At 54.6% G+C, this 20,717-nt stretch carries 17 protein-coding genes; 12 read left to right on the forward strand and 5 right to left on the reverse strand.

Annotated elements, in window-relative coordinates; translation table 11 throughout:
- Positions 1-67 precede the first annotated feature (67 nt).
- The 6 genes from OSO_RS0106010 (at position 68) to OSO_RS51500 (ending at position 4,429) form a co-directional block, all read left to right on the forward strand.
- Positions 68-820 (forward strand): sensor histidine kinase, encoded by a 753-nt coding sequence (locus OSO_RS0106010; protein ID WP_010582568.1) that lies wholly within the window; start codon positions 68-70, stop codon positions 818-820.
- Positions 821-957: 137 nt separating this feature from the next.
- Entirely contained in the window at positions 958-1,347 is a 390-nt protein-coding gene (locus tag OSO_RS0106015) for a Minf_1886 family protein (protein WP_010582569.1), read from the forward strand.
- A 29-nt stretch (positions 1,348-1,376) separates the two neighbouring features.
- Positions 1,377-2,138, forward strand: a complete 762-nt coding sequence (locus OSO_RS0106020) for an EscU/YscU/HrcU family type III secretion system export apparatus switch protein (protein ID WP_010582570.1) — start codon at positions 1,377-1,379, stop codon at positions 2,136-2,138.
- 490 nt (positions 2,139-2,628) lie between these two features.
- Positions 2,629-3,297 carry a hypothetical protein gene (locus tag OSO_RS0106035; RefSeq protein ID WP_010582571.1) on the forward strand — a complete coding sequence of 223 codons (669 nt, stop codon included), beginning with the start codon at positions 2,629-2,631 and terminating at the stop codon, positions 3,295-3,297.
- 72 nt (positions 3,298-3,369) lie between these two features.
- Complete coding sequence (locus OSO_RS0106040) at positions 3,370-4,218, forward strand: hypothetical protein (RefSeq protein WP_010582572.1); 849 nt, start codon at positions 3,370-3,372, stop codon at positions 4,216-4,218.
- A gap of 73 nt (positions 4,219-4,291) precedes the next feature.
- Entirely contained in the window at positions 4,292-4,429 is a 138-nt protein-coding gene (locus OSO_RS51500; RefSeq protein WP_010582573.1) for a hypothetical protein, read from the forward strand.
- A gap of 92 nt (positions 4,430-4,521) precedes the next feature.
- On the opposite strand, the gene OSO_RS0106050 is transcribed toward OSO_RS51500, so the two are convergent.
- Genes OSO_RS0106050 through OSO_RS42350 form a run of 3 tightly spaced genes read right to left on the reverse strand, consistent with a single transcriptional unit; the run spans position 4,522 to position 8,355 of the window.
- Positions 4,522-5,205 carry a DUF4956 domain-containing protein gene (locus OSO_RS0106050; protein WP_010582574.1) on the reverse strand — a complete coding sequence of 228 codons (684 nt, stop codon included), beginning with the start codon at positions 5,203-5,205 and terminating at the stop codon, positions 4,522-4,524.
- A 1-nt stretch (position 5,206) separates the two neighbouring features.
- Positions 5,207-6,028, reverse strand: coding sequence for a polyphosphate polymerase domain-containing protein (locus OSO_RS0106055; RefSeq protein WP_010582575.1), 822 nt, complete (start codon positions 6,026-6,028; stop codon positions 5,207-5,209).
- Complete coding sequence (locus tag OSO_RS42350; protein ID WP_010582576.1) at positions 6,025-8,355, reverse strand: CotH kinase family protein; 2,331 nt, start codon at positions 8,353-8,355, stop codon at positions 6,025-6,027. Before OSO_RS42350 ends, OSO_RS0106055 begins: the two co-directional genes overlap by 4 nt.
- 570 nt (positions 8,356-8,925) lie before the next feature.
- Here OSO_RS42350 and crcB point away from each other — a divergent pair.
- The 3 genes from crcB (at position 8,926) to OSO_RS0106080 (ending at position 12,040) form a co-directional block, all read left to right on the forward strand.
- Positions 8,926-9,330, forward strand: coding sequence for a fluoride efflux transporter CrcB (crcB, locus tag OSO_RS0106070; protein WP_010582578.1), 405 nt, complete (start codon positions 8,926-8,928; stop codon positions 9,328-9,330).
- 457 nt (positions 9,331-9,787) lie between these two features.
- Positions 9,788-10,957 (forward strand): hypothetical protein, encoded by a 1,170-nt coding sequence (locus tag OSO_RS0106075; protein WP_010582579.1) that lies wholly within the window; start codon positions 9,788-9,790, stop codon positions 10,955-10,957.
- 3 nt (positions 10,958-10,960) lie between these two features.
- On the forward strand, positions 10,961-12,040 hold the full coding sequence (locus OSO_RS0106080; RefSeq protein ID WP_029246704.1) for a WD40 repeat domain-containing protein: 1,080 nt from the start codon (positions 10,961-10,963) through the stop codon (positions 12,038-12,040).
- A 41-nt stretch (positions 12,041-12,081) separates the two neighbouring features.
- On the opposite strand, the gene OSO_RS0106085 is transcribed toward OSO_RS0106080, so the two are convergent.
- Positions 12,082-14,040, reverse strand: coding sequence for a right-handed parallel beta-helix repeat-containing protein (locus OSO_RS0106085; RefSeq protein WP_010582581.1), 1,959 nt, complete (start codon positions 14,038-14,040; stop codon positions 12,082-12,084).
- A 507-nt stretch (positions 14,041-14,547) separates the two neighbouring features.
- Here OSO_RS0106085 and OSO_RS0106095 point away from each other — a divergent pair.
- The 3 genes from OSO_RS0106095 to OSO_RS0106110 all read left to right on the forward strand — a co-directional run bounded on the left by OSO_RS0106095 (position 14,548) and on the right by OSO_RS0106110 (position 19,074).
- A complete protein-coding gene (locus tag OSO_RS0106095) occupies positions 14,548-15,870 on the forward strand; it encodes an MFS transporter (RefSeq protein WP_029246705.1) in 1,323 nt (440 codons plus the stop codon).
- Positions 15,871-16,275: 405 nt separating this feature from the next.
- The gene (locus OSO_RS42355) at positions 16,276-17,682 is read left to right on the forward strand and encodes a sulfatase-like hydrolase/transferase (protein ID WP_010582585.1); all 1,407 of its coding nucleotides are present in this window, start codon (positions 16,276-16,278) and stop codon (positions 17,680-17,682) included.
- 66 nt (positions 17,683-17,748) lie between these two features.
- Positions 17,749-19,074 carry a sulfatase gene (locus tag OSO_RS0106110; RefSeq protein WP_010582586.1) on the forward strand — a complete coding sequence of 442 codons (1,326 nt, stop codon included), beginning with the start codon at positions 17,749-17,751 and terminating at the stop codon, positions 19,072-19,074.
- Positions 19,075-19,438: 364 nt separating this feature from the next.
- Here OSO_RS0106110 and OSO_RS42360 read toward each other — a convergent pair whose 3' ends face one another.
- Entirely contained in the window at positions 19,439-20,482 is a 1,044-nt protein-coding gene (locus OSO_RS42360; RefSeq protein ID WP_010582587.1) for a DUF1559 domain-containing protein, read from the reverse strand.
- Between the last annotated feature and the right edge of the window lie 235 nt (positions 20,483-20,717).

The raw sequence follows: 20,717 nt of genomic DNA on the forward strand, positions 1-20,717 counted from the left end.
ATCGAGTATGGGAAGGCGCGTGTTTGAACGTCTGTACCTTCGACAACGGCACGATCCGAGGCACAGGATGGACCAAACGCAAGCTCAAAGTGACCATCAGAGTCTCGCACGCGACCACGAGCGGCTACTATCTCAGTATGCCGAAATTGCGACACTGGCGGGTGGTCTGGCTCACGAGATACGCAATCCATTGTCGACGATGACGTTGAACTTGGACCTGCTGCGTGAAGACCTGCTCGCCGCCGAATCCCCTCGTGAGCGGCGAATGCTGCAGAAGGTGGACTCACTTCGCAAGCAATGCGTTCTGCTCGAACGATTGCTGAACGATTTCCTTCAATTTGCTCGGGTCGGGGCACTTCAGAAGAAGCTGGCGGACCTGAATCAGCTTGTGGTGGAGTTCATCGAGTTCTACCAGCCGCTGGCCAAAGAGCAGGGAATCGACATCAGTCCACATCTGGCGACCAATCTGCCGCAGGTCGAAATTGATACTCAGCTTTTCCTGCAGGTTCTTACGAATTTGTCACGCAACGCGCAACAAGCGATGCCCCGCGGCGGCGTTCTGGAGCTTTTGACGTATTCGCGTGGCGACCGAGTCATCCTGGAAATCATCGATTCGGGCGAAGGCATGTCGACCGAAACCCAGGCACGCATGTTTGACACCTTCTTTTCGACGAAACCCGACGGCAGTGGATTGGGATTGCCGACGGTTCGGAAAATCGTGGAAGCACATCGCGGAACAATCTTGTGCGACAGTGAACCGGGACAAGGCACGCGATTCAGCATCAGCTTGCCCGAAGCGAACAATTCTGCGTCTGCCTGACGTTCATTTTTCGAGTTTGACGAATGTCGGGGTATCATTCGTCCGAGAATCTGTAGTATATTCTCATGCCTCTTGGATGAGTGCCGAGAAATTCATGGAATGACGGTTGGGTCCTTCACTCGATATCGACAAAAACGATGCCTCTCACGAAATCGCCCCGCCCGAAATTGAAATTTCACCCTCACGCGTACCTTTTCATTACTGACGCGCTCTCCGAAGCACAGACTTCGTCTGGACGCGACCATCAAAGCGAAACAGGTGGTCACGTGTCCGCGCGCGAATTGCTGGAAGGTGTACGGACACTTGGACAGCGGCGCTTCGGCATGATGGCAACTGCGGTCTTCCAGCACTGGGGGATCTCAACGACCGGTGACGTGGGGCGAATCGTCTTTGAGCTGATCGAGCTCGGTGAGATGAAGAAAACCGACAATGACCAGTTTGGCGACTTCGTCAATGTTTACTCATTCGATGACGCTTTTAACTCGGATTACGCCATCGACGTCTCGAAGGCGTTTAAAATCACGTAGGACGGATTGATCGCCGTAACTCCTCTGCCATGTTCCAGGATGACTTAGCCGAGCGAACGTTACCTCCGACCGAACGCCGCCGGCGCGAGGCGCGAGCCCGTGGTGAGGTGGCTCGAAGCCCCGAACTGACTGCCGCCGTCATACTTCTGGCCTTTTGCGGTTTGATCCGCACACTCGGATTTGGCTGCGCCACAACGCTGGCTGCCTTGATGCGTTCTGCGATTTCAGGACCGCCGGCGCTCTCGCTGAACACCAATACCGGTGCGGCATTATTGACCTCAGCACTGCAAACGATGGCTGAGTTAATTGCGCCGATTCTGCTGCTGCTGCTGATTTGCGGCCTGCTTACCAATCTCATTCAGACCGGATTGCTCTGGACGCCTGCCATATTGCTGCCGCGATTCCGACTTGGTGGCCTCGGAACCGGACTTCGACTGGGAGATGCGATTCGACAAGTGGCCAAGTTGCTGGCACTTGGCATCACGTTGTGGTGGTCACTGTCGTCGCTGGATTGGCAATACCGCACAATTGGAGCCAGCGACACGCTGTCGATGCTCGTGCTGCCAGCCGAGAACATCATCACAGTCTGCTTCGCCCTAGCGTTCGTGTTGCTCCTCTTCGCAGCACTCGACTACGGATTGAAATTCTGGCACCTGCACGAGCGGCTGAAAATGACGATTGACGAACGCCGCAGCGAACAACGCGAAGAAGAACTCGACCCACGCATCAAACGACGTCTCCGTGCGGGAAGGGCGACGAGCGAGATCACAGGTCCTTCTCGAATCGAGTGAGCCCTGTGTGCCTCACACTCAATTGGGTCTCAGATTGCAATCAGACGACCGCTTTTGCACGCTCTCCCATGGGGACCGAATTGCGTTTGAGGACGACGCCCCGAATTCGGCGTCTCGAAAGACACTCGGTTTTTTCTTGAGCCAATTCTGCGGATTGACTCGTTTTTTTTTTACATCCTTCGTCGCTGTAATCGATTCATTCGGTACGATCGATCCTCTCAGGGCAGCGTTTATACGAGTTGTGCCGGGGTCCTTGGACGCAATGCAGGTTATGAACGCATCTGCCGAACATGTGAACGAATAGTGTCCAATTTGAGATAGAGTCAGGAATGTCGCGCCCATCCGAAAGGTGTCGACTTTCTAATTGACTTTGATTTTTCGTGACCGGTAAGATTTTAGGAACCGTCAAAATCGGTACGCTTCTTTTCGTACGATTCCTTCCGCCAGAAATGAACTGCCTCCATCGCCGAGCGCTGGCAGAAAGATCTGCATGAACACTGTTGCCAAGATTCTTGTTGTCTTCGTTGCGGCTTCCAGCCTGGCCTTTTTGGCCTTCGCTGCGGCACTGCGCAACGGCGGTCCAGACTGGAAAGGCGAAATGCGTTCGCCTGAACTCCAGAAAGAGTTCGTATTCAGCGTCGAGAACGGCGACAAGACAACCTATTCGGTCAAGCACCGCCGAACCGACAGTTCGGTCATCGATAAAACACCCGTGCTGGCAGAAGCCGTGCTGAAGGCGCGAAAACGACTCGACGAAGAAACGACGAAGCGCCTGCAAGAGCTGTCACCGAAACCGGAGCAACTGCAGACGACGTTGAAGACAGTCATCGAGTTCGTCGCCGCTGACAAAAAAGGCGTCGAGGCCCGCGAGCAGACACTCGATGAACGTTTCCAACAACTTTGGGCAGATGTCCAGGCTGTCGGGGTACAATTCTCTGAGCTCACCCTGCAAACGCAAGACGTGCTTCGTGTCATGCAGGAACGACGCGAAGAGGTCTACCGCCTGGTCAACCAGTTGGAACTGCTCAGGAACGACCACTTCGCAGCTCAAGTCCAGCAGAAGTATTTGGAAGACGAACTCATTCGACTCGAAGAAAACCAGCGAAAGCTCGAGAGTCGGCAAAGCCAACTGAAGCAGCAACTCGGCGAAGGCTATTGAAATCCTCGGCGTTGCAATTCAGTGATTCACGGATTCAGTTGGTTCTGTTTTGAAATGGTTTAAGGTGGGACAATGACAACAGTCGGTAAAATCCTGGTCGTGTTGCATCTCGTCTTGAGCATCATGTTTATGGCGTTCGCAGGTGCGATTTACAAAGCGCAAACCAACTGGCGTGCGAAAGAAAAGCAAACTGCAACCGCGCTAGCGGCCGCGAACACAAAAATCCGCGATATGCAGTCCGAATCGGAAAAACTGCTGGCGGAAGCGGCTCAAAAAAGTGCCGAATTGGAACGCGATAATGTGCGTTTGAAGGGCATTAACACTAGCTTGGAAACCAGCGTCAAAACCTTGGTTGCTGACAATCAGCAATTGAAGAAGGACGTCGATCAGCAACGCGATCAGTCGGCGTTGACCACGATTGAAGCGATCGAACGAAGAAAAGAAGCCGACCTTCAACGTGAGAAGAACAACGAGATTTTCAAGAATCGCGACGAGCACGTTCAAAAGTTCTACGAAACGGAAGATCAGCGGTTCGAACTGGAAACGAAGTACCAACTGCTGTCAGACAAGTACACGCATCTCTTGAATGACGTCAAAGTCATGAAGAGTTTCTTGAACTCCAAAGGACTTCCAACTGAACCGGCTTTGATTTCGTCGCAGACTACACCGCCTCCCCCGCTCGATGGCCGAATTACCGAAGTTCTCAAGGCAGATCGCAATTCGAAGCGTGAGCTGGTCGAAATCTCGATCGGTCGCGATTCTGGATTGGAAGTTTCACATAAGTTGACCGTGTATCGCGGTGGCAAATTCCTTGGCACGATCGTGTTGACCTTGGTGGAGGCTGATCGTGCGGTGGGATACATCGTTCGAGAAAAGAATGTGACGATTCAGGTCGATGACCAAGTCACGACGAAGATCTGATGACGCATCAACGCCTGCATTCGGCTCATTCACAAGCATTGTTTGAAATCAACGGGTACAGCAAAGGTTGATCATGGCTCCTCGTAACGCAGAATCGCCGGCACCCGATATCTATGTCTCATTGCTGTTTGTCTCGTTGTCCGCGCTGATCACCGGGATCGTGATGCTGGTGCTCGAACTCTACAAGTACGATTTCAAGATCGCTCCGTAGTGCCTGCGCGGGATTCGAGTCCCTTGGTTTGAACATCACAAATCAAGGTCGGGCCATGGGCGAGACCGGGCCGAAGAGAACGCACAACGAAATCAGCGTTGAACCAATTCGACGCTTTGAACGCCTTCGATCCGATTCAATTCCGCCACCAGCTTCGGCAGGACGTCTTCGACTTCCGACGGGTTAATCGTCACAGCGAATGTCAGATCCAGCGCGGCACCTTGACGTGCAGTACTCGTCCCAGTCGTCGTTCTGGTGGCGACATAGCGATCGAGAATCTCGCTTAACAAGGTCAGTGGATCACGGCCGGCACCCAAGCGAATCGTCAACTGGTGTGAGTGTCGTTGTTGCTGGCGATTCAATCGGCTGCGGTCAAGTAAAATTGCAGCGATGCCGACCAGCGGTATTCCGACAACCGGCACCATGTATGTTCCGGCACCGATCGCCATCCCCACAATCACGGCAAAAATGACGAATGCGGTATCACGCGTGTCATCGACGACGGTTCGAAACCGTACGATCGACAGCGCCCCGACCAGGCCGAACGCACGCGCCACGCTGTTGCCGATGACCATCGTGACCATCGCAATCAAGACTGTGAGCAACACCAGCGTCGACAGCAACATGGGGGCGTCGCTTTTTCGGTGCCCATGCGACAGGTAGCCGATCGCTGCCACAACGAATCCCGCCACCGTCGCCAGCCCTAAACGAAAACCGATTTCCCACGGGGTGAGGTCGATCCCTGCTGCCGCCGATGTCGCAATCCAATCGGACATTTCACTCTTCCCGTCGCGTGATGACTTGTGACGCCTCGAGACCCAGTCGGAACTTCGAGGCTTTTCCCGGTGAAAGCTGATGTGAGTGAATCAGGGCCTTAAACGGATCGGGAAGAAAGTCACGGTATTTGAGCTCGAAGATGACATGATCCGTCAGAATTTCGGCACCGCTTTCAACGGGATTCAACTGCCAATCCAAAGCAGGTCGCGATCGGATTGCCCGATCGAATGTCGCACGCATCGGATGTCCTTCATAGACTCCGACGAGGGCCATCCTGTCATAGGTCAACGACAACACAGGTGATAGCCGTCGCAATTGAATCCGTCGATGAAACCACTCGCCAACCCAGTCCGATTCGATCTCTGGACGCTGCAAGCGATCCAGCTCATGTAAGGGTACAGGGGATCGACGCTTGCGGACATGCAATCCCTGCTTGGCCTTTCGTTCAAGAAAGACATCATTGGAATCACCATACCGCCGCAACCGGAACTTTCGCCGCACATAACCTGACTGGCGATGATAGACATCGAACTCCGGAGTATCGAAATACAGAGTTGTAATTCGATACTGACCTGGATGTGGCCCTGATTCCGCGTGTGGATCATCAATCAAAAATGAACGCAGGTCGATCTCCAATCGCCGCGCCTGCGCTTCGTTGAGCAGGAATTTCATCTCGAATGCCTGAACCGAATCTCCTGCAGCGGAACAGAGGGAAGGGGAGATCAACATCTCACGAGTCGGCCTCGGCAAGTGTCCTCCAGCATGAATCGACAACAGTTCTGCCTGGGAATTCTTCCCACAAGCGGGCGTTGGCGAAATCATGGAATCGCTTTCTTGACTTCGGGATGCTTGAGCAAATAGGCACGTCGATCCTCTGCAAATGCTCGCAGTGCCATCTCGTGACCGCGACTGTCTTCGTTTGCACGCTCGTCGGCGGTGACCCGCTCAAACGCTTCGAACGATTCCAGCTTTCGTGTATCCGCGCGAAGCTCGTCTTCGATCAGCGATTTGAATTGAGCAACGACGGGTCCCAAGGACTTCCAATCGAGTGACTGATCGGCAAGTTCGTAGACATGCTGTAGATAGCGTTTCCGGTACGCCGGAACTGCCAGAATCTTGCTGCGAAGCGGCTTGCTGCTGTCATCCATCCCGATCAGCGGATCAAGTTCGACGCCACCGCCGCGTGGCCCTCGCCCCCTTTGCGACCGAGGACCGGGCTCACCGCGGCCCGCTTGAGCATTCGGCGGCGGCCCACCTGGTCCACCTCTCGGACCACGGGGGCCGCCGCGACCGCCGGGCGGGCCCATCATCATCGCCCCACGAAAGGCTTCGTTCATGTCGTGAGGAACGATGTGAAATCTGCCATCGCCATCCAGAAAAATGCTGTAGTCGCTGGCTCGAACCCAGTATCCGTCGTTGTTAATCAACGTGTTGTCCAAAGCCAGGAACCACAGCAAACCTTCCACATCCAACATCGGCTCGATGACTTCCACAAGCTGACCGGCGGGCGTTTCGTTGAGTGCTTTGCAGAGAGCAACCAGCCGCCGCCAGGACTTTTCGTTGTCGTCGGACTTGATTTCGTATCGGCGACGGTAGTCGTCGATGTCCTCACCAAGATATTCCAGTCCGCCGCCGCCACCTGGGCTGCCACGAACCTTCCAGCGAGCCCCTTTGGTCGATTTGAAGTTCTCGGCAACAAAGTCTTTATTGAATTGCTGCACGTTCACATAGACGCCCCAGCTTTCACCGTTGATGACCAATTTGACGTAGTTCGCTTGCGGTGCCGGAATGTGCTGACGTGCGAGATGCGAGTAGAGCACGGTGCTCATACAGGATGGATCTTCGTGAGAATTCAACAGATTGAGTGTCTTTTGACCGAGAAGCCGTTGCTTCGGATCGATGAAATCCACCGCCAGATTCAGGGAATGCTTGTAGCCCTCGGGAACCCCCATGTACGACGACATCCCCCGGAAATGCACGCCAACTCCGGGATACTTCACACCATCGACGGTCAGCGTCGCGGGAACATCCACATCCGAGTTGTGAAAATCGGCCAACTCCGCGTCCCAATCGGGACTCTCGAAATCCAGAAAGAACGTTCTGAGAACGCGTGGATCGTAAAGACTTGCCTCGGGATAATTTCGAACATCACTCACAGAGACTTTGGGCCCCGGTTTGGCAGGCTCACGAGGTCCGCGACCTGGTCCACCGCGCGGCCCGAATCCGCCGAATAGGCCTCCCCCTCCAAATGGTCCGCCCCCTTGGCCGCCACGAGCGCCGCCTTGCTGCTTGATCGTCGCCCGAGCTTCCTGACGTTCTGCCAGATCCAACCAATGGTTGCCATCGTGGTCAAACTTGGCGAGCAGCTTACGTTCAGGTCCGCCCGGCCCCATGCGTTGTTGCAGGAACGAGAACGGCTTACCCAACATCTCCTTCCACTTCGTCTGCTGATCGTCATTCAACACGGCCACGGCTTCGGATTCCGCCCGTCGCCGCAGTTGTTCCATGCGCTCAAAATCGGGAGGACCGCCACCGAATCCTGGACGTCCACCTGGAACGCCTCCAGGAGGTGCCCCCACAACCTGTGGACGACCGGACTCTTCGAGTTGCTTTAGCCTCGCCGTTTGGTCTTCCGACAATTGAAGCTGCTTGACCATGTCTGGCTTCAGCATCGCAGCAATCCCAGCCCGCTGACGACAGAGCTCTGCCAATCGTTGGGTCTGCTCGCTGGTGAGAATTTTCGCCATTCGCTCATCAGACTGCTCAATGACTTTCTCCATCTTCTGTCGCATTTGACGAAGCCGATCGTCTCGAGCATCATCGTCCAGCTCCAGCAAATCGATGGGACTCATGTCTCCCATCGAGCCCCGTGCCTCTTTTTGAGTTTCTGCGATCAGCTGATCCAGCACGGGCTGTTGCTCTTTCGTAACGCCGAGTTCGCTGCGAACGTCCGGCATTCCAATCAGCGTGATCGCCGCGGACTGGAGCTGAGTCGAAACCATTCCGCCTGGACCAAAGCCATCTGGTCCGAATCCACCAGGCCCAAATCGCATCGACCAAGGGTCTGGACGTTCCGGCGGAGACTGCCCGAAAACGGCGACAAGCACGAAAGCAACAATTCCCAGGACAGTTATCAACCGCGCGATCATGGGTCATTCCTCGGATGGTGGCGATTCATCGCCAACCTGATTCAACCCGTTGGTGATGTCAGAGCAGTGCGTTGGGAATCAACGCCGATTGCCTGCCCAAGTTCCCAGTCACGGACACAACGGGAAAACCGACTCTGTTTTGTCTGACTGAACGATGACTGCAGAATTCTCCGTGAGGCAAAACAAGAAATGCGTCGCCTTGCGAAATGAATACCGAAAACACTCGCATTTGTTTTCAAGAAATTCAGATTTTTTCCATATCGTTGCTGATGCAGACGCGCTCGCATCGTTTCTCTACACTTCGTAAAAAGCGGCGGAGAACAATCGAGTTGGCTTGAACAACGAAGTGGCTGTGAACAGTTGTCGACGCCACGCAACTGGGATGGGACGTTTCGCAGGCGCAATGACAGAGTGCTGCTAAACGAACTGTGATCACATAAAAAATGCGACGGCGTTCGGCACGATCGCAGGCAGCCCCCCTCCAGACGACCTGTCACCCACGAAACCGAAACCACAAAAGTCTACTGAAAGCTCGGCGACGTTGGACGAAACAACGGGGAACCGTATTGCATGAGAACCTGGTTTCAAATCCTGCTCGTCGCTTTTGGATCGGCCGCGGGCGGGTTGACGCGATGGGGAATCGGGATCTATGCCACACGCTGGTTGGGAACGAGTTTTCCCTGGGCCACGTTTCTCATTAATGTCAGCGGATGCCTGTTTCTGGGCTGGTTTTCGATTGTCATAACGGAACGTGTCGAATTTGCGAAACTTCCCTGGATCACGCGTGAAGAGCTGAAATTAATGTTGGCCGTCGGCTTCACAGGTGCCTACACAACGTTTTCAACATTCGAGCTCGAAACGTTCTCTCTCTTTCGTGACGGCTCCAGTTGGAAAGCAATCGCATATTTGATCTCCAGCCTGATTGCGGGGCTGCTCGCTGTCCGACTGGGAGTCCTCTTGGCTGGTGGCAGATAACCTACAAACTGCTCACCTGAATCCTTGCTCACAGTGGTGGAACGTTTACCACGTAGCAGCCTCTTGCACTCTGAGGGATTGTGAACCTGGTGATCGCGATGCGATCGCACACACCTGCCAATCGAACTTCATCGCGTTAAAATGTGTTGCGAACTTCGCGACACGTCGAGGATGAGAAATCGCGAGCACAAAGCCAGGTCCTTGATGATTCAGTTCGTGATTGCGGCGATGGTGTTAGCCGATACAATTGGCGCGCACGGGTCTGCTTTAAAACTTGACTCGGTTCTGAATTCGTTTGTACCTTTCGGAAACGGTGCAGATTCTACTCACTCATCCGCAATGTCGACCGAAGAAGAACATTGTGTGGCGACTCAAAATCGAAACGTAGCGAAGCGACGACACATCTCTTTATTGTCCCCTCAGTTGTTTTGCCTTATCCCTATGAGGAACTCCGGTCATGAAATTGATCGTTGCGGCTGTCTTGATCGTCAGTGCAATTCAATGCCCCATGGCTGCAGCCACGGACATCAGGCCTTCCCCCGGTGGCAAACGACTTTTGTTCATTGATGGCGACGATATTCGCCGCGAGCCTGGCGGTAAGCGGCTTCTGTTTATCGATGGAGACACGCTCCGTGATGAACCAGGCGGCAAAGCGTTACTTTACATCGATGGAGATGACATTCGAAATGAATTTGGCGGAATACGACTCGCGTTTCTTGATGGCAAGGAGATCCGGCGTACGCCGAACGGCAAGGTTTTGTTGTTTGTTGACGACGATGACATTCGTCCCGACGCGCATGGAAAACGGCTATTTTTCATAGATGGAAAGGTCTCCAAACAACAGCTTGTCGCGGCGCTTTACGTCTTAAAGCCGGACCTCTTTAAACTTTCGAAGAAGGAGGAAGCCGAGCTCAAGGCCGCGATGAAGGCCGCGGAGGAAGAAAGTGATAAGCAGTTTTCCAACGTGCTGCTCGGGAAATTCCAGGTTCTGAATTCGAGCTTTTCTGACTGGAGTGGTGGATTAATCACAACCACAAAAGGAAAAGATGGAATTCATTTTCTCGATATGAAGCTTAAAAAAGAGTCGCTGGCTGGGATCGGAATTCCAGGTCGCGGAGAAGGCTATCCCGAACTTTGGGTCGCGTTCGCTCCCGAGGGGGCCGTCGCCTTGGCCGTGTTTGATATTGATCAAGGCGACTTGTCCGGAAAGTGGATTCCCATCAATGCTGCGAAAGACGGTAAAACTGTCTTTGGACACGAAAAATGGCAAGGGCCAGAAAGTCTTGATGGAGAATTCAAGATCTTGGACGCGAAGGCACCCAATAATGGCGCGGCATACACGGGAACTGTCACTCTCGCGCCGCACAAACCAGCCGACGGAAACAGTTCAGACTTGTTCGATCTCTTTACAGTGACATGGAATTTTGGACCGACACAGATCCCTGGAATGGCCGCAAAAATCAAGTATGGCGATGGAAAGTCGGCGTTACTCGTCGCATCAGGAACGAAAGCCGAATTCGCGGTCGGTCATGTCACATGCCAGAGCGCGACACTCGCCAAAGGAATCGACTTTTTGTCCAAGACACACGGGGCAGGATACATCGTGTGGACGAAGCAGGACGAGTAAACAATGTACACGATACTGAAACAGGTCAATATGTTCCGTCGATACCGGACATCTCAGCCGTGGATCATATGCACAGCCGTGCTCTCATTCATGGGATCATGCGGATTCGGCGCAGAACCAATCGAGCTATCCATTGGCGACGAGAAAACGGCATCGATCGCGTTTTCGCCTGATGGACGCTATTTGGCAGTGGGAACTTTTGGACGTGCTCCCACCACCAAAGTTTTCGATCTCGTCGCCAAAAAGGAATTTCGCGAGTTTCCATGCACAGGGCGAGGAGCGGCTTTTTCGGTCGCCTTTAGTCAGGATAGTCAGCGACTGGCGATTGCTGACTACGATTTGAACATTCAGGTGTTTAACGTCGTCGATGGAACGTCAATTGGAGCCTTGCCCGGTGATCCGGACCGCAAGAAGTACCGCCAAGCTCGCCAGGTCTCATTTCTCTCGAATACAAAGTTGATCGCGGGATATTCCACAGGCGAGTTGTTCGTGTGGAACCTCGAGACAAAGCAGGTCAGTGTGAAATGCGACCACGGGAATCCGATCACAGCAATCGCTGTTTCACCCGATGGGAATCGGATCGCATCGGGAACCGACTTTGGATTGCGGATTTGGGACTCCGCGTCCGGCAAAGCGGTTGTTCAGCTTGATCAAAAATCGAGTGGCATTCATCAAGTCCAAGCGATTGCATTTTTACCCGACGGCCAGACAGTCGCGACGGCCGATAGTCCAGGCCACGTTCGTTTCTTCGCCACGAGCGATGGAAAAGAAATGAACTCATTTAAAATGCCTTCTGTTGGTAAAGAAACGACAGTCTACGGACTTTGTGTGACATCCGATGGCAAGACAGCAGTAGTTCCCGGCCTTCTCGCCGGAATCGACCCCACCCGCCCTAAAAGCCTCACCTCGGGTATCCTCTTAATCGATGTTTCGACAGCTCGGCCTCGAGGCTTTGTCGAGTCCGCTACGGCTCATGCTTTGGCGCTATCGCCTGATCACAAGTGGGCTGCAATTTCGACGGGAGACACCGGAGATTCCGTGATGCTCTACGACTTAACCAAGGCAATACCTGTCAAACCGTAGTCGAGTGCATGATCGTTGCTCGAACGCATACCGGTCCGGTATTAACGATAGAATGGCTGATGCCTGAGCCAGCGTGGACCATATTCGACCGCGGGTGATCCGACTTCGAGCGCGCCCAAATCGGGGGCTCGACCGGAAAAGCCGTCGTTAACCGTCGGGATCGCGACACCCGCGTCGACCGCGCGACAATCTGGCTTCAGCCGAAAGTTCAAATCCATGGCATGATAGACGGCGTGCCGCTTGGTGCAATCTGGCGGAACCAGACCTTCGAAATCGTCATAGTCGACTTCAATCCCATGTACTTCCTGATTCGACGCGTTGCGAAACTCCGCAAGCGTCGGAAAGCTCTTCCAATCTTCTGACGTCGGCTCGTACAGATGCTCGCCCGTTTTCGGTCCAAGCCACGTGAACTGATCCTTGACGCCCTTGTTTGGACGGAAGCCATTGTAATCACTGCTGAATGCGGAACTAGAATTGGACCAGGTCATGATGCCGCGATCTGGAGTATCGCGTCCCAGAAACAAATTATTGCGAAAGTGCATATTCTCGGACGGATCGCGAATCACTTGTTCGCCGATGATCGTATTGTGAAAGACGAACAACCCCGCGGGCTTTGCCGAGAATTTGAACGCGACACCCGAGGGTACATGATAAAGCAGATTGCCAATAAAGTAGACGGGGCCACCGAAGACGGGCTGTGAGCTGTATCCACCGTGTGCGGCATTGATCCCCCGATTGTTCATCACACGAATGTTATGCACGCCGCCATCCGTCTCCACGAAATCGTCATTTAGCATATGCAGATCGTTGCCATAGATATCAATTGAAGAGGCCTGCAGTTCAGGGTCTTCAGGAGGTGTCCCATAGGTCGAGATCCCGATCGCATCATGAAAATAAGCGATCGCGTTGCGCGCGATCACGTGACCGGGGCCATAGACTTTGACCGCATAGTAGCTGGTCAATTGATGCGATCCATAGGGACCTGCACTCGCCCACAGGGGTCCGGTCCATCCGATGAGCCGAAAGCGGTCATCGCGGCCAAGAAACAAATTGTCCGCGATATAGAAGTCACTTGAGCCAGCGAATTCTGTCCAGACGCCGAAGCCAATATTCTCGAAACGGCAATTCTTCACCGTCAGTCCAACAGCCCCCAGCACCTCCTTCTGACCAGCAAAGATCGCCACGTCCGTGTTCCGAATTGTCAGGCCGTCAAAGATGTGATATTTCGAGGCCATGACGTCGAAAAGGCGGTGATTGCCCGCGCCGTCGAAGACCACTTCTCCGTCACCCGCCGATTTGATCGTAATCGGCTTGTCAGAAGTTCCCTTGAGCGTCAGTGACATCGTTCCATCGAACGGAGTCATCTGCGGATCAACATAGTTCAACCGATCGTTCTTGTAGATTCCCGCATGCAAGAGGATCGTGTCGCCGGGCTGTACACGTCGCTCCCAAACCACGCTCCAATCACCCAACCCGGCTCCGTAGTACGCTTCGAGTAGACACGAATAATGAGGCTCCTCTTTCGGCCCTGCGTGGTCAGCGGGATAAACGTGTCGCACGTTCCCCTTTGCGAATGCCTGGGGCTCAGTGCGTGTTTTCACGCGAACCGAATGTGCTGCGATGCCTTGAATTCCATCCGGATCAGTCATTTGGAACTGGCATTCATAGTCTGTCCCCGGTTTCAAGTTCAAAATACTGCCCGCAAATCCTTGTGGCACGGTGTAGTCAAGATGCTCGCGTCGTCGGTAAATGTTCTCACCGCCCATTCGCACCAGAGGCATGGCCGGTCGCCACGCCGAATCACCGACTTCACGAAACCGGACGGCGACGGCCGCATTCCGGTTTGCATCCCCACTGATCGACCATTCAAAACCGAGATTCATGAGCGTTGCATGCTCGACGACGAACGTGCCAGGCGTTGTCTGGTTTTCTGTTGACTGGTTCTCTGTCGCCTGACCGATCGTGCTCAACAGGACATACAGCAGTGACCGCGTCAGCATAGTCAGCACTCCGCATTGGATGATAACAGGTGGGTGGAATGGATCGGCCCAGCATACAACGATCACTGCGTGACGTAACCAGTCGCACACCGGGAACCGGCCCTTTTTCGCCGCCTGGGACAGGCTCATTTCCCCGCCGGGGACTGGCTTAATTTCCCGCAGCACATGAGAAGGCTTGCTCCGGCCGAATCGCTGTGAATTCCACTGACCGCGAAAATGTGCCTCCCCCTTCTTCACGTCACCCTTCGGCCCATAGACCCGTGAACGCGGACTTCGTGACCAAGCAACGCACGGGAATCAACGGCCCTCAACACCAATCGAGACAATCACGCGCACTCCCTGGATTTTCACACGCTGCCGTGATCGAATGGGCAGGTCGGCTCGACGAGCGGACATGTTGGCCTTGCGTCGGAGTCGCCTGGGGAAGACGAAACGTCCACTGCCTGGCAACGTCGAACGGAACGCCAGGGACCCGGAATTCAAATTCGGCAAGCCAGCGAGCTCTCCTTGGAAAACAGTCCCCCAGAATCATCCGCTTCGTCAGACCTCGCATCGCTTGATCCAGAACAGGTAGGACTCTCCGAGAGCGCCCAGCGATGGAACAGCCTGGTCTTTATCGTGAACAACTCGGTCAATTATCTCGTTGCGCCGGTGTTCTATGTCGGAGTCCTGCACGCAGCAATCTTGTCATCCCTCGGATTCAGCGACACGGTCGCCAATCTCCCAGAATCGGTTTATATGTGGATGACCCCGGTTCCGATGCTGATCGCCTGGATCTGGCCGTCGGTTCATCTACTTAAGCGAATGCTTGTCATTAACTATCTTTGTAAGGGCGCCGCCGGTCTCGTCGCTGCGGGACTGTTCTTCCTGGCACCGCAGTGGCTGGCCTTCGGTGTCGTCGCACATGCCGGCGTAATCGGGATCACGAACGGTGTCACGAACATGTGCCTGTGGGAATTGATCGGACGCGGCATGACGACCGCGCGCCGCGGTTGGACGCTGGGGGTTACGTTCGGTATCGGCCCCGCCTGTGCCGTGCTGGGATCTTGCGCATCGCAGCTGATCCTGAACGGAAATTTTCTGGGCCTGATCCGCGTGACACCGATTCCAGAACCCTGGTGCTACGTCGCACTCTTCGGGATCACGGGCCCTGCGATGTTGCTCTCGGCCTGCTGTGTTTTGCTGGCCAAACCTCCCATCGACAACGCGGCACCGTCTTCCACCTCCCATGTCAAAGCCGTGCAGGGGCTTCGTGCCTACTTTAGCAATCGCTTGATCGTCATTGCCGTTTGTGGGTTTCTGCTGACCAGTGCGGGCGGAAACATGATCATGAATAATCTGGCGCTGTTCGTGCGCGACGCAACGGGTGAATCTCCCGAACAATACACCGGAATGCAACTGGCATTGCGGTTTGGATGTAAAAGTCTGTCGGGATTCACGCTGGGCTGGATGTTGATGCGTTATCAGGCCAAAGTCCCGGCTCTGACGACAACCTTGTTTTGCATCGGTGGGCTTGCCTGGGCCTTGCTTATTCCCGGCAAGTGGTATCTCTTTAGCTTCGGTTTACTGGGAGCCGGCGAACTCTACTATATCTATTATTTGAACTATATCGTTGCCTGCTCGGCCCCCGAACGGATTCGCGAGAACACGGCTTACACCAACTGCATCATGATCGTCGTCAGCTTTATGCCGCTGATTTATGGTTGGCTGTCGGACAACTATGGCCTACGAACCAGTTTCTATCTGGGAATTGGCCTGTTGCTGATCGCTTTATTCCTGGTTGGCATTTTTCTTCCCCGACGCCCCGCGCAGAACAGCCTGGGAACCTGAAATCAGCGATTCGATCACGTTTGCTTGACACGCGTGGGCATCTCACGAGAATGATTCAACCACGCAACGGGAAGGATCTTTGACCACCTCGACAACGAGGCGCGATCTTCCTGTGGAAATCATGGCGACGGGGTCCGCCGCCGTCGAGAATGACAAGTCTGGATATCGCCATGGTGCCTGCCTCGCGGGCCACCAAGGTGAGTTTCCAATTCAATGCCGACCGGCTCTTTCTGGAGGCATGGGCAGAACACGAACGAATCCGCCTCGTGGATCGCTGCCAACCGTCAAACCTGAAGCAAGCGCCATCAGACTCGCCGTCAATGGCCTGGCGTCATTGACGATTTGCACCTTCGCCTCCTTACCGCACTCCATGATTGCGGGGCACCCTTACGTGGGAAACAATCGATGACCGTAGCACTTCGGACGATCCTCTGCTTCGTCGTGATCATACGTTTGGGAAGTCACGTAACGATCGCCGACGACGACGTTTTGCCGCGACCCAATATTGTGCTCGTCATGGCCGATGACATGGGGTGGGGCGACGTGGGCTACAACGGGCATCCCGTCCTGAAGACGCCGCATCTGGACGCGATGTCGCGAGCAGGTCTTCGCTTTGATCGCTTCTACGCTCCGACAGTCTGCTCACCAACGCGAGGCAGTTGCCTGACCGGTCGACATCCCTATCGATACGGCATCACTAACGCCAACGTCGGTCATTTGCCATCAGAAGAACAGACGCTAGCGGAGTTGCTCAAGCCGCTGGGATATGCCACCGGCCATTTCGGAAAGTGGCATCTGGGAACATTGACCAACGAAATTCAAGATGGCCGCCGCGGTGGGCGCGACCCCGCCGAGTTCGCCCCCCCCTGGCTGCACGGCTTCGATGTCGCGTTCTCAACTGAGCAGGCCGTTGCCACCTGGGACCCAGGTATCAACCCTATTTTCAATACGCACTACTGGACGGGCCCTGGCGAGTTCGCTACCACAAACCTTGATGGTGACGACTCACGCGTCATCATGGACCGCGCCGTCCCGTTTATTCGCGAGGCAGTGAAAAAAGAGCAACCGTTTTTGGCCGTCATCTGGTTCCATGCGCCGCACGAACCAGTCAAAGCCGGTCCCGCATATCGTGCTCAATACGCGGATCGATCGCCGAAAGAGCAAGAGTACTACGGCTGCATCACGGCGATGGACGAACAGATCGGCCGCCTGCGCGAAGAACTGCGACAGTGCGGTGTCGCCGAGAAAACAATCGTGTGGTTCTGCAGCGACAATGGTCCTGAAGGCAAAGAAACCGCCCCGGGATCAACAGGACCGTTTCGCGGCCGGAAGCGCGATCTCTTGGAAGGTGGAATTCGACTTCCCGCCCTTCTCGAATGGCCCGAAAAAGTGAAGACCGGGCGTGTCGTCCAAACGCCCGCCGTAACGAACGATTTTCTGCCGACGATTCTGGATGTGGTCGGCGCCTCAAATCACTCGACTCGACCACTTGATGGAATCAGTCTGCGGACACTGATCGAGAACCAGCCATTTGAACGATCACAGCCGATAGGATTCGAATATGGCCATGCCGCAGCATGGCTGGATGGACACTACAAACTGTTCGCAGAACTGAACGAATCCGACGCAGACAACGACCGGTCGACCCTTAGATCGATCCATCGGACACGACTCTATGACATCGTCGCCGACCCGAAGGAACAGACCGACCTTTCCACTGTGAAGCCAGAACTGGTCAAGACCATGCGAGTCCAACTTGATGCCTGGCGCGAAGATTGCCGCCGCAGTTCGACAGGCAACGACTATCAGTAACACACGATGTTCATGTCACGACGGGTGCGATGAACGATCATGTGTCGATCCAAAGAAAGTTTTTGCATGAAACGACAGCACATTTCGAGTGGATTCTTCTTCGCGATTCTGTGGATGGGGCTGGCCTCAGCCGCAGATGCCGCCAAACTACCTAATATTCTTGTCATCGTCGCCGACGATCTGGGATATGCCGATGTCGGGTTTCATGGTGGCAAAGACATTCCCACCCCACACATCGATTCGCTTGCCGCATCGGGAACGCGGTTTTCCAGTGGCTACGTGTCAGGCCCATACTGCAGCCCAACCCGCGCCGGCCTGTTAACGGGCCGCTATCAGCAACGATTTGGACATGAGTTCAATCCGGGTGGCGCCAACAAAGGTTTGCCACTCACGGAAACCACCATCGCCGACCGACTGCAAGCGGCGGGATACGCGACGGGACTCGTTGGAAAATGGCACTTGGGAACAGATCCGAAATTTCATCCTCTGAAACGAGGCTTTGGTGAATTCTTCGGATTTCTGGCAGGACATCACACCTATTTCGACAAGCAAGAAGCCGACATTCAGCGTGGAACCACAAAAGTCACCGAACCAGGCTATCTGACAGATGCGTTCGGCCGTGAAGCGGTTTCATTCATCGAACGGCACCAGAATCACCCGTTCTTTCTCTATCTCGCGTTCAACGCCGTGCACACCCCTCTCGAAGCAGATGACGACCGATTGAACGCGTTCTCGTCAATCGATGCCACACCGCGGCGCACCTATGCCGCGATGCTTTCCGCGATGGACGACGCGATCGGAAAGGTTCTGGCGTCACTGCGTGAAACAGCACAGGACGAGAACACACTGATCTTCTTCATCAGCGACAACGGCGGACCAACGATGCCGGGAACCACCATCAACAGTAGCATCAACGCGCCACTTCGCGGCAGCAAACGCACGACGCTTGAGGGAGGTATTCGTGTTCCGTTTGTCGTGCGCTGGCCGGGACACGTTCCCGCCGGTGCCGTGTACGCGCATCCCGTCATCCAACTCGATATCCAACCGACGGCACTTGCCGCGGCTGGAGTCACCATTCAACCCGATTGGAAACTCGACGGCGTGAATTTGTTGCCATTTGTCACAGGTCAGCAAAAAAATATCCCGCACGAGACCCTCTACTGGCGGTTGGGAGAACAAAATGCCGTCCGCCACGGGGAATGGAAGCTCGTCCAATACGACTTAAATGTCGAGAATCATCCAACCCGCGGTGTGACCCCTAAAAAGCTCTATCGCCTGACCGACGATCTTGGCGAGACACACGATCTGGCGGCTGACAACCCTGCAAAAGTCCAGGAACTGGACGCATTGTGGCAGGCATGGAACAAGGAGCTCATTCAGCCCCTCTGGTGAGCGTTGTCGGATGATCGTGAAAAGCGCGGATCTCTTCGGATCGGAACACGAATCAAGGACGTTTCTCAGCGCCAACAGGCAACACGGCGAAGGACCTTTTGCTCGTGTTTACTCGTGATTGATCAATTTATCCAACCGTGACATTTCCCACAGGCCGGATGGCTCAGCCGTTCTACCAGCTCAACCCAAATGAGAAACCAGATCGCTTCCCAACAGCGGTCATGCGTGCAAAGACGAGCGTAACAGCAAAAAAGGAAGCCTCGAACGCGAGCGTTCGAGGCTTCCTTCGCGATCATTTTCAGAGCAACAGCATCCCCCCATGATACGCTGGAGAGAGCCCAGAACACCGCCATTCAAGGTTTGGTTAGAGTTCACCCAAGGTATTGCCATCGGCAACATTGCCCAGGTTTTGCCAAGTCGTCAGATTGATGTTATCCGAGATAAACCGGACTCCACCGTCGCACAGGACGACATGCACGCCCCCAACATGGTGACTTCTGGCACCAAACAAGGCCGGACCGACCCATGGCGAGCCAACACAGAAGTTGTTGTTCTGGATCTTGACGATTTGATCGTTCGGCTTGAGCAGTGTCGAATAGGCCCATGACTGCATTCCCTGAGCGTAAATCCAGCTATAGCCGACGGGATCGTAAAGGGTTCCATAGCCGGTCTGAGCTGGCGTCCCCCCGGCAAGACAGGCTGAAAAATTATTATCTTGCTGAACGTAAGGATCACCGGACGTGAATTCCGACAGCACCATCGTGTTGCTTGTCCCATCGGTAATACTAGCGAACGTCACGCGACTGTTCCCATAAACCACCCCGGTTCCTCCACCGGGAGTACACATGTACGCCTGTAGGCCTCCGCCGTTGAGCCCCTGATACCAGTTCGGATCGGAACAATAGTTGTTGGTGTTACTGACACAGGCGCCATAGCTGGTCGGCCCAAGGTCAGGCCGTGCCACTTGACCGCGAACGGGATCGGAAGGGCAGATCAGCATGCCCAGCCGGGTGGCCGAAGCGACCGCATAGCCCCCCGGATTCGTGTCCTTCCAGGCGGGTTCCACCGAGAAATTCAGCAAGTTGTACAGGTTGGCTTGGTCGAAGTAAGGTGCGAGCCGTGCCATGAAACTGAGCCCGCTGCACCGCGTTGGACCGGCAGACCCGGCACAATTGGGTCCACGAATGACGGCAGGGGGGAAGAATCCGTTGGTGTCGTAGTAGTTGTGAAGAGCAAGTCCCAGTTGTTTCAGGTTGTTCTTGCACTGGGTCCGACGTGCTGCCTCGCGTGCCTGTTGCACCGCGGGCAGAAGGAGTGCAATCAGAACGGCGATAATCGCAATCACGACCAAGAGCTCAATCAAAGTAAATCCGCGTTGGCGTCTCTCGCGCCGTGGGCAATTTGGCATGGGCGAATACTCCAAAAAAAGAATCAATCAAACTCACTCATTACAACAGAATGCCGTTACGCAATCGCTTCCAGAAAACTGGCAATCAATGACGAAAGTCGCCGAGCCAGTTGTCGTTAGAAAATTGCGGTGATGATTTGATACTTTGCGGAACCGGCCCCGTCGCTTTGAGCATGGCTGTGCGCACGACGAATCCCCCCGGAGCCCCAACCGTTGATGCAAGGCAAGTGATATG

This window comes from Schlesneria paludicola DSM 18645, assembly GCF_000255655.1.
GTDB lineage: Bacteria > Planctomycetota > Planctomycetia > Planctomycetales > Planctomycetaceae > Schlesneria > Schlesneria paludicola.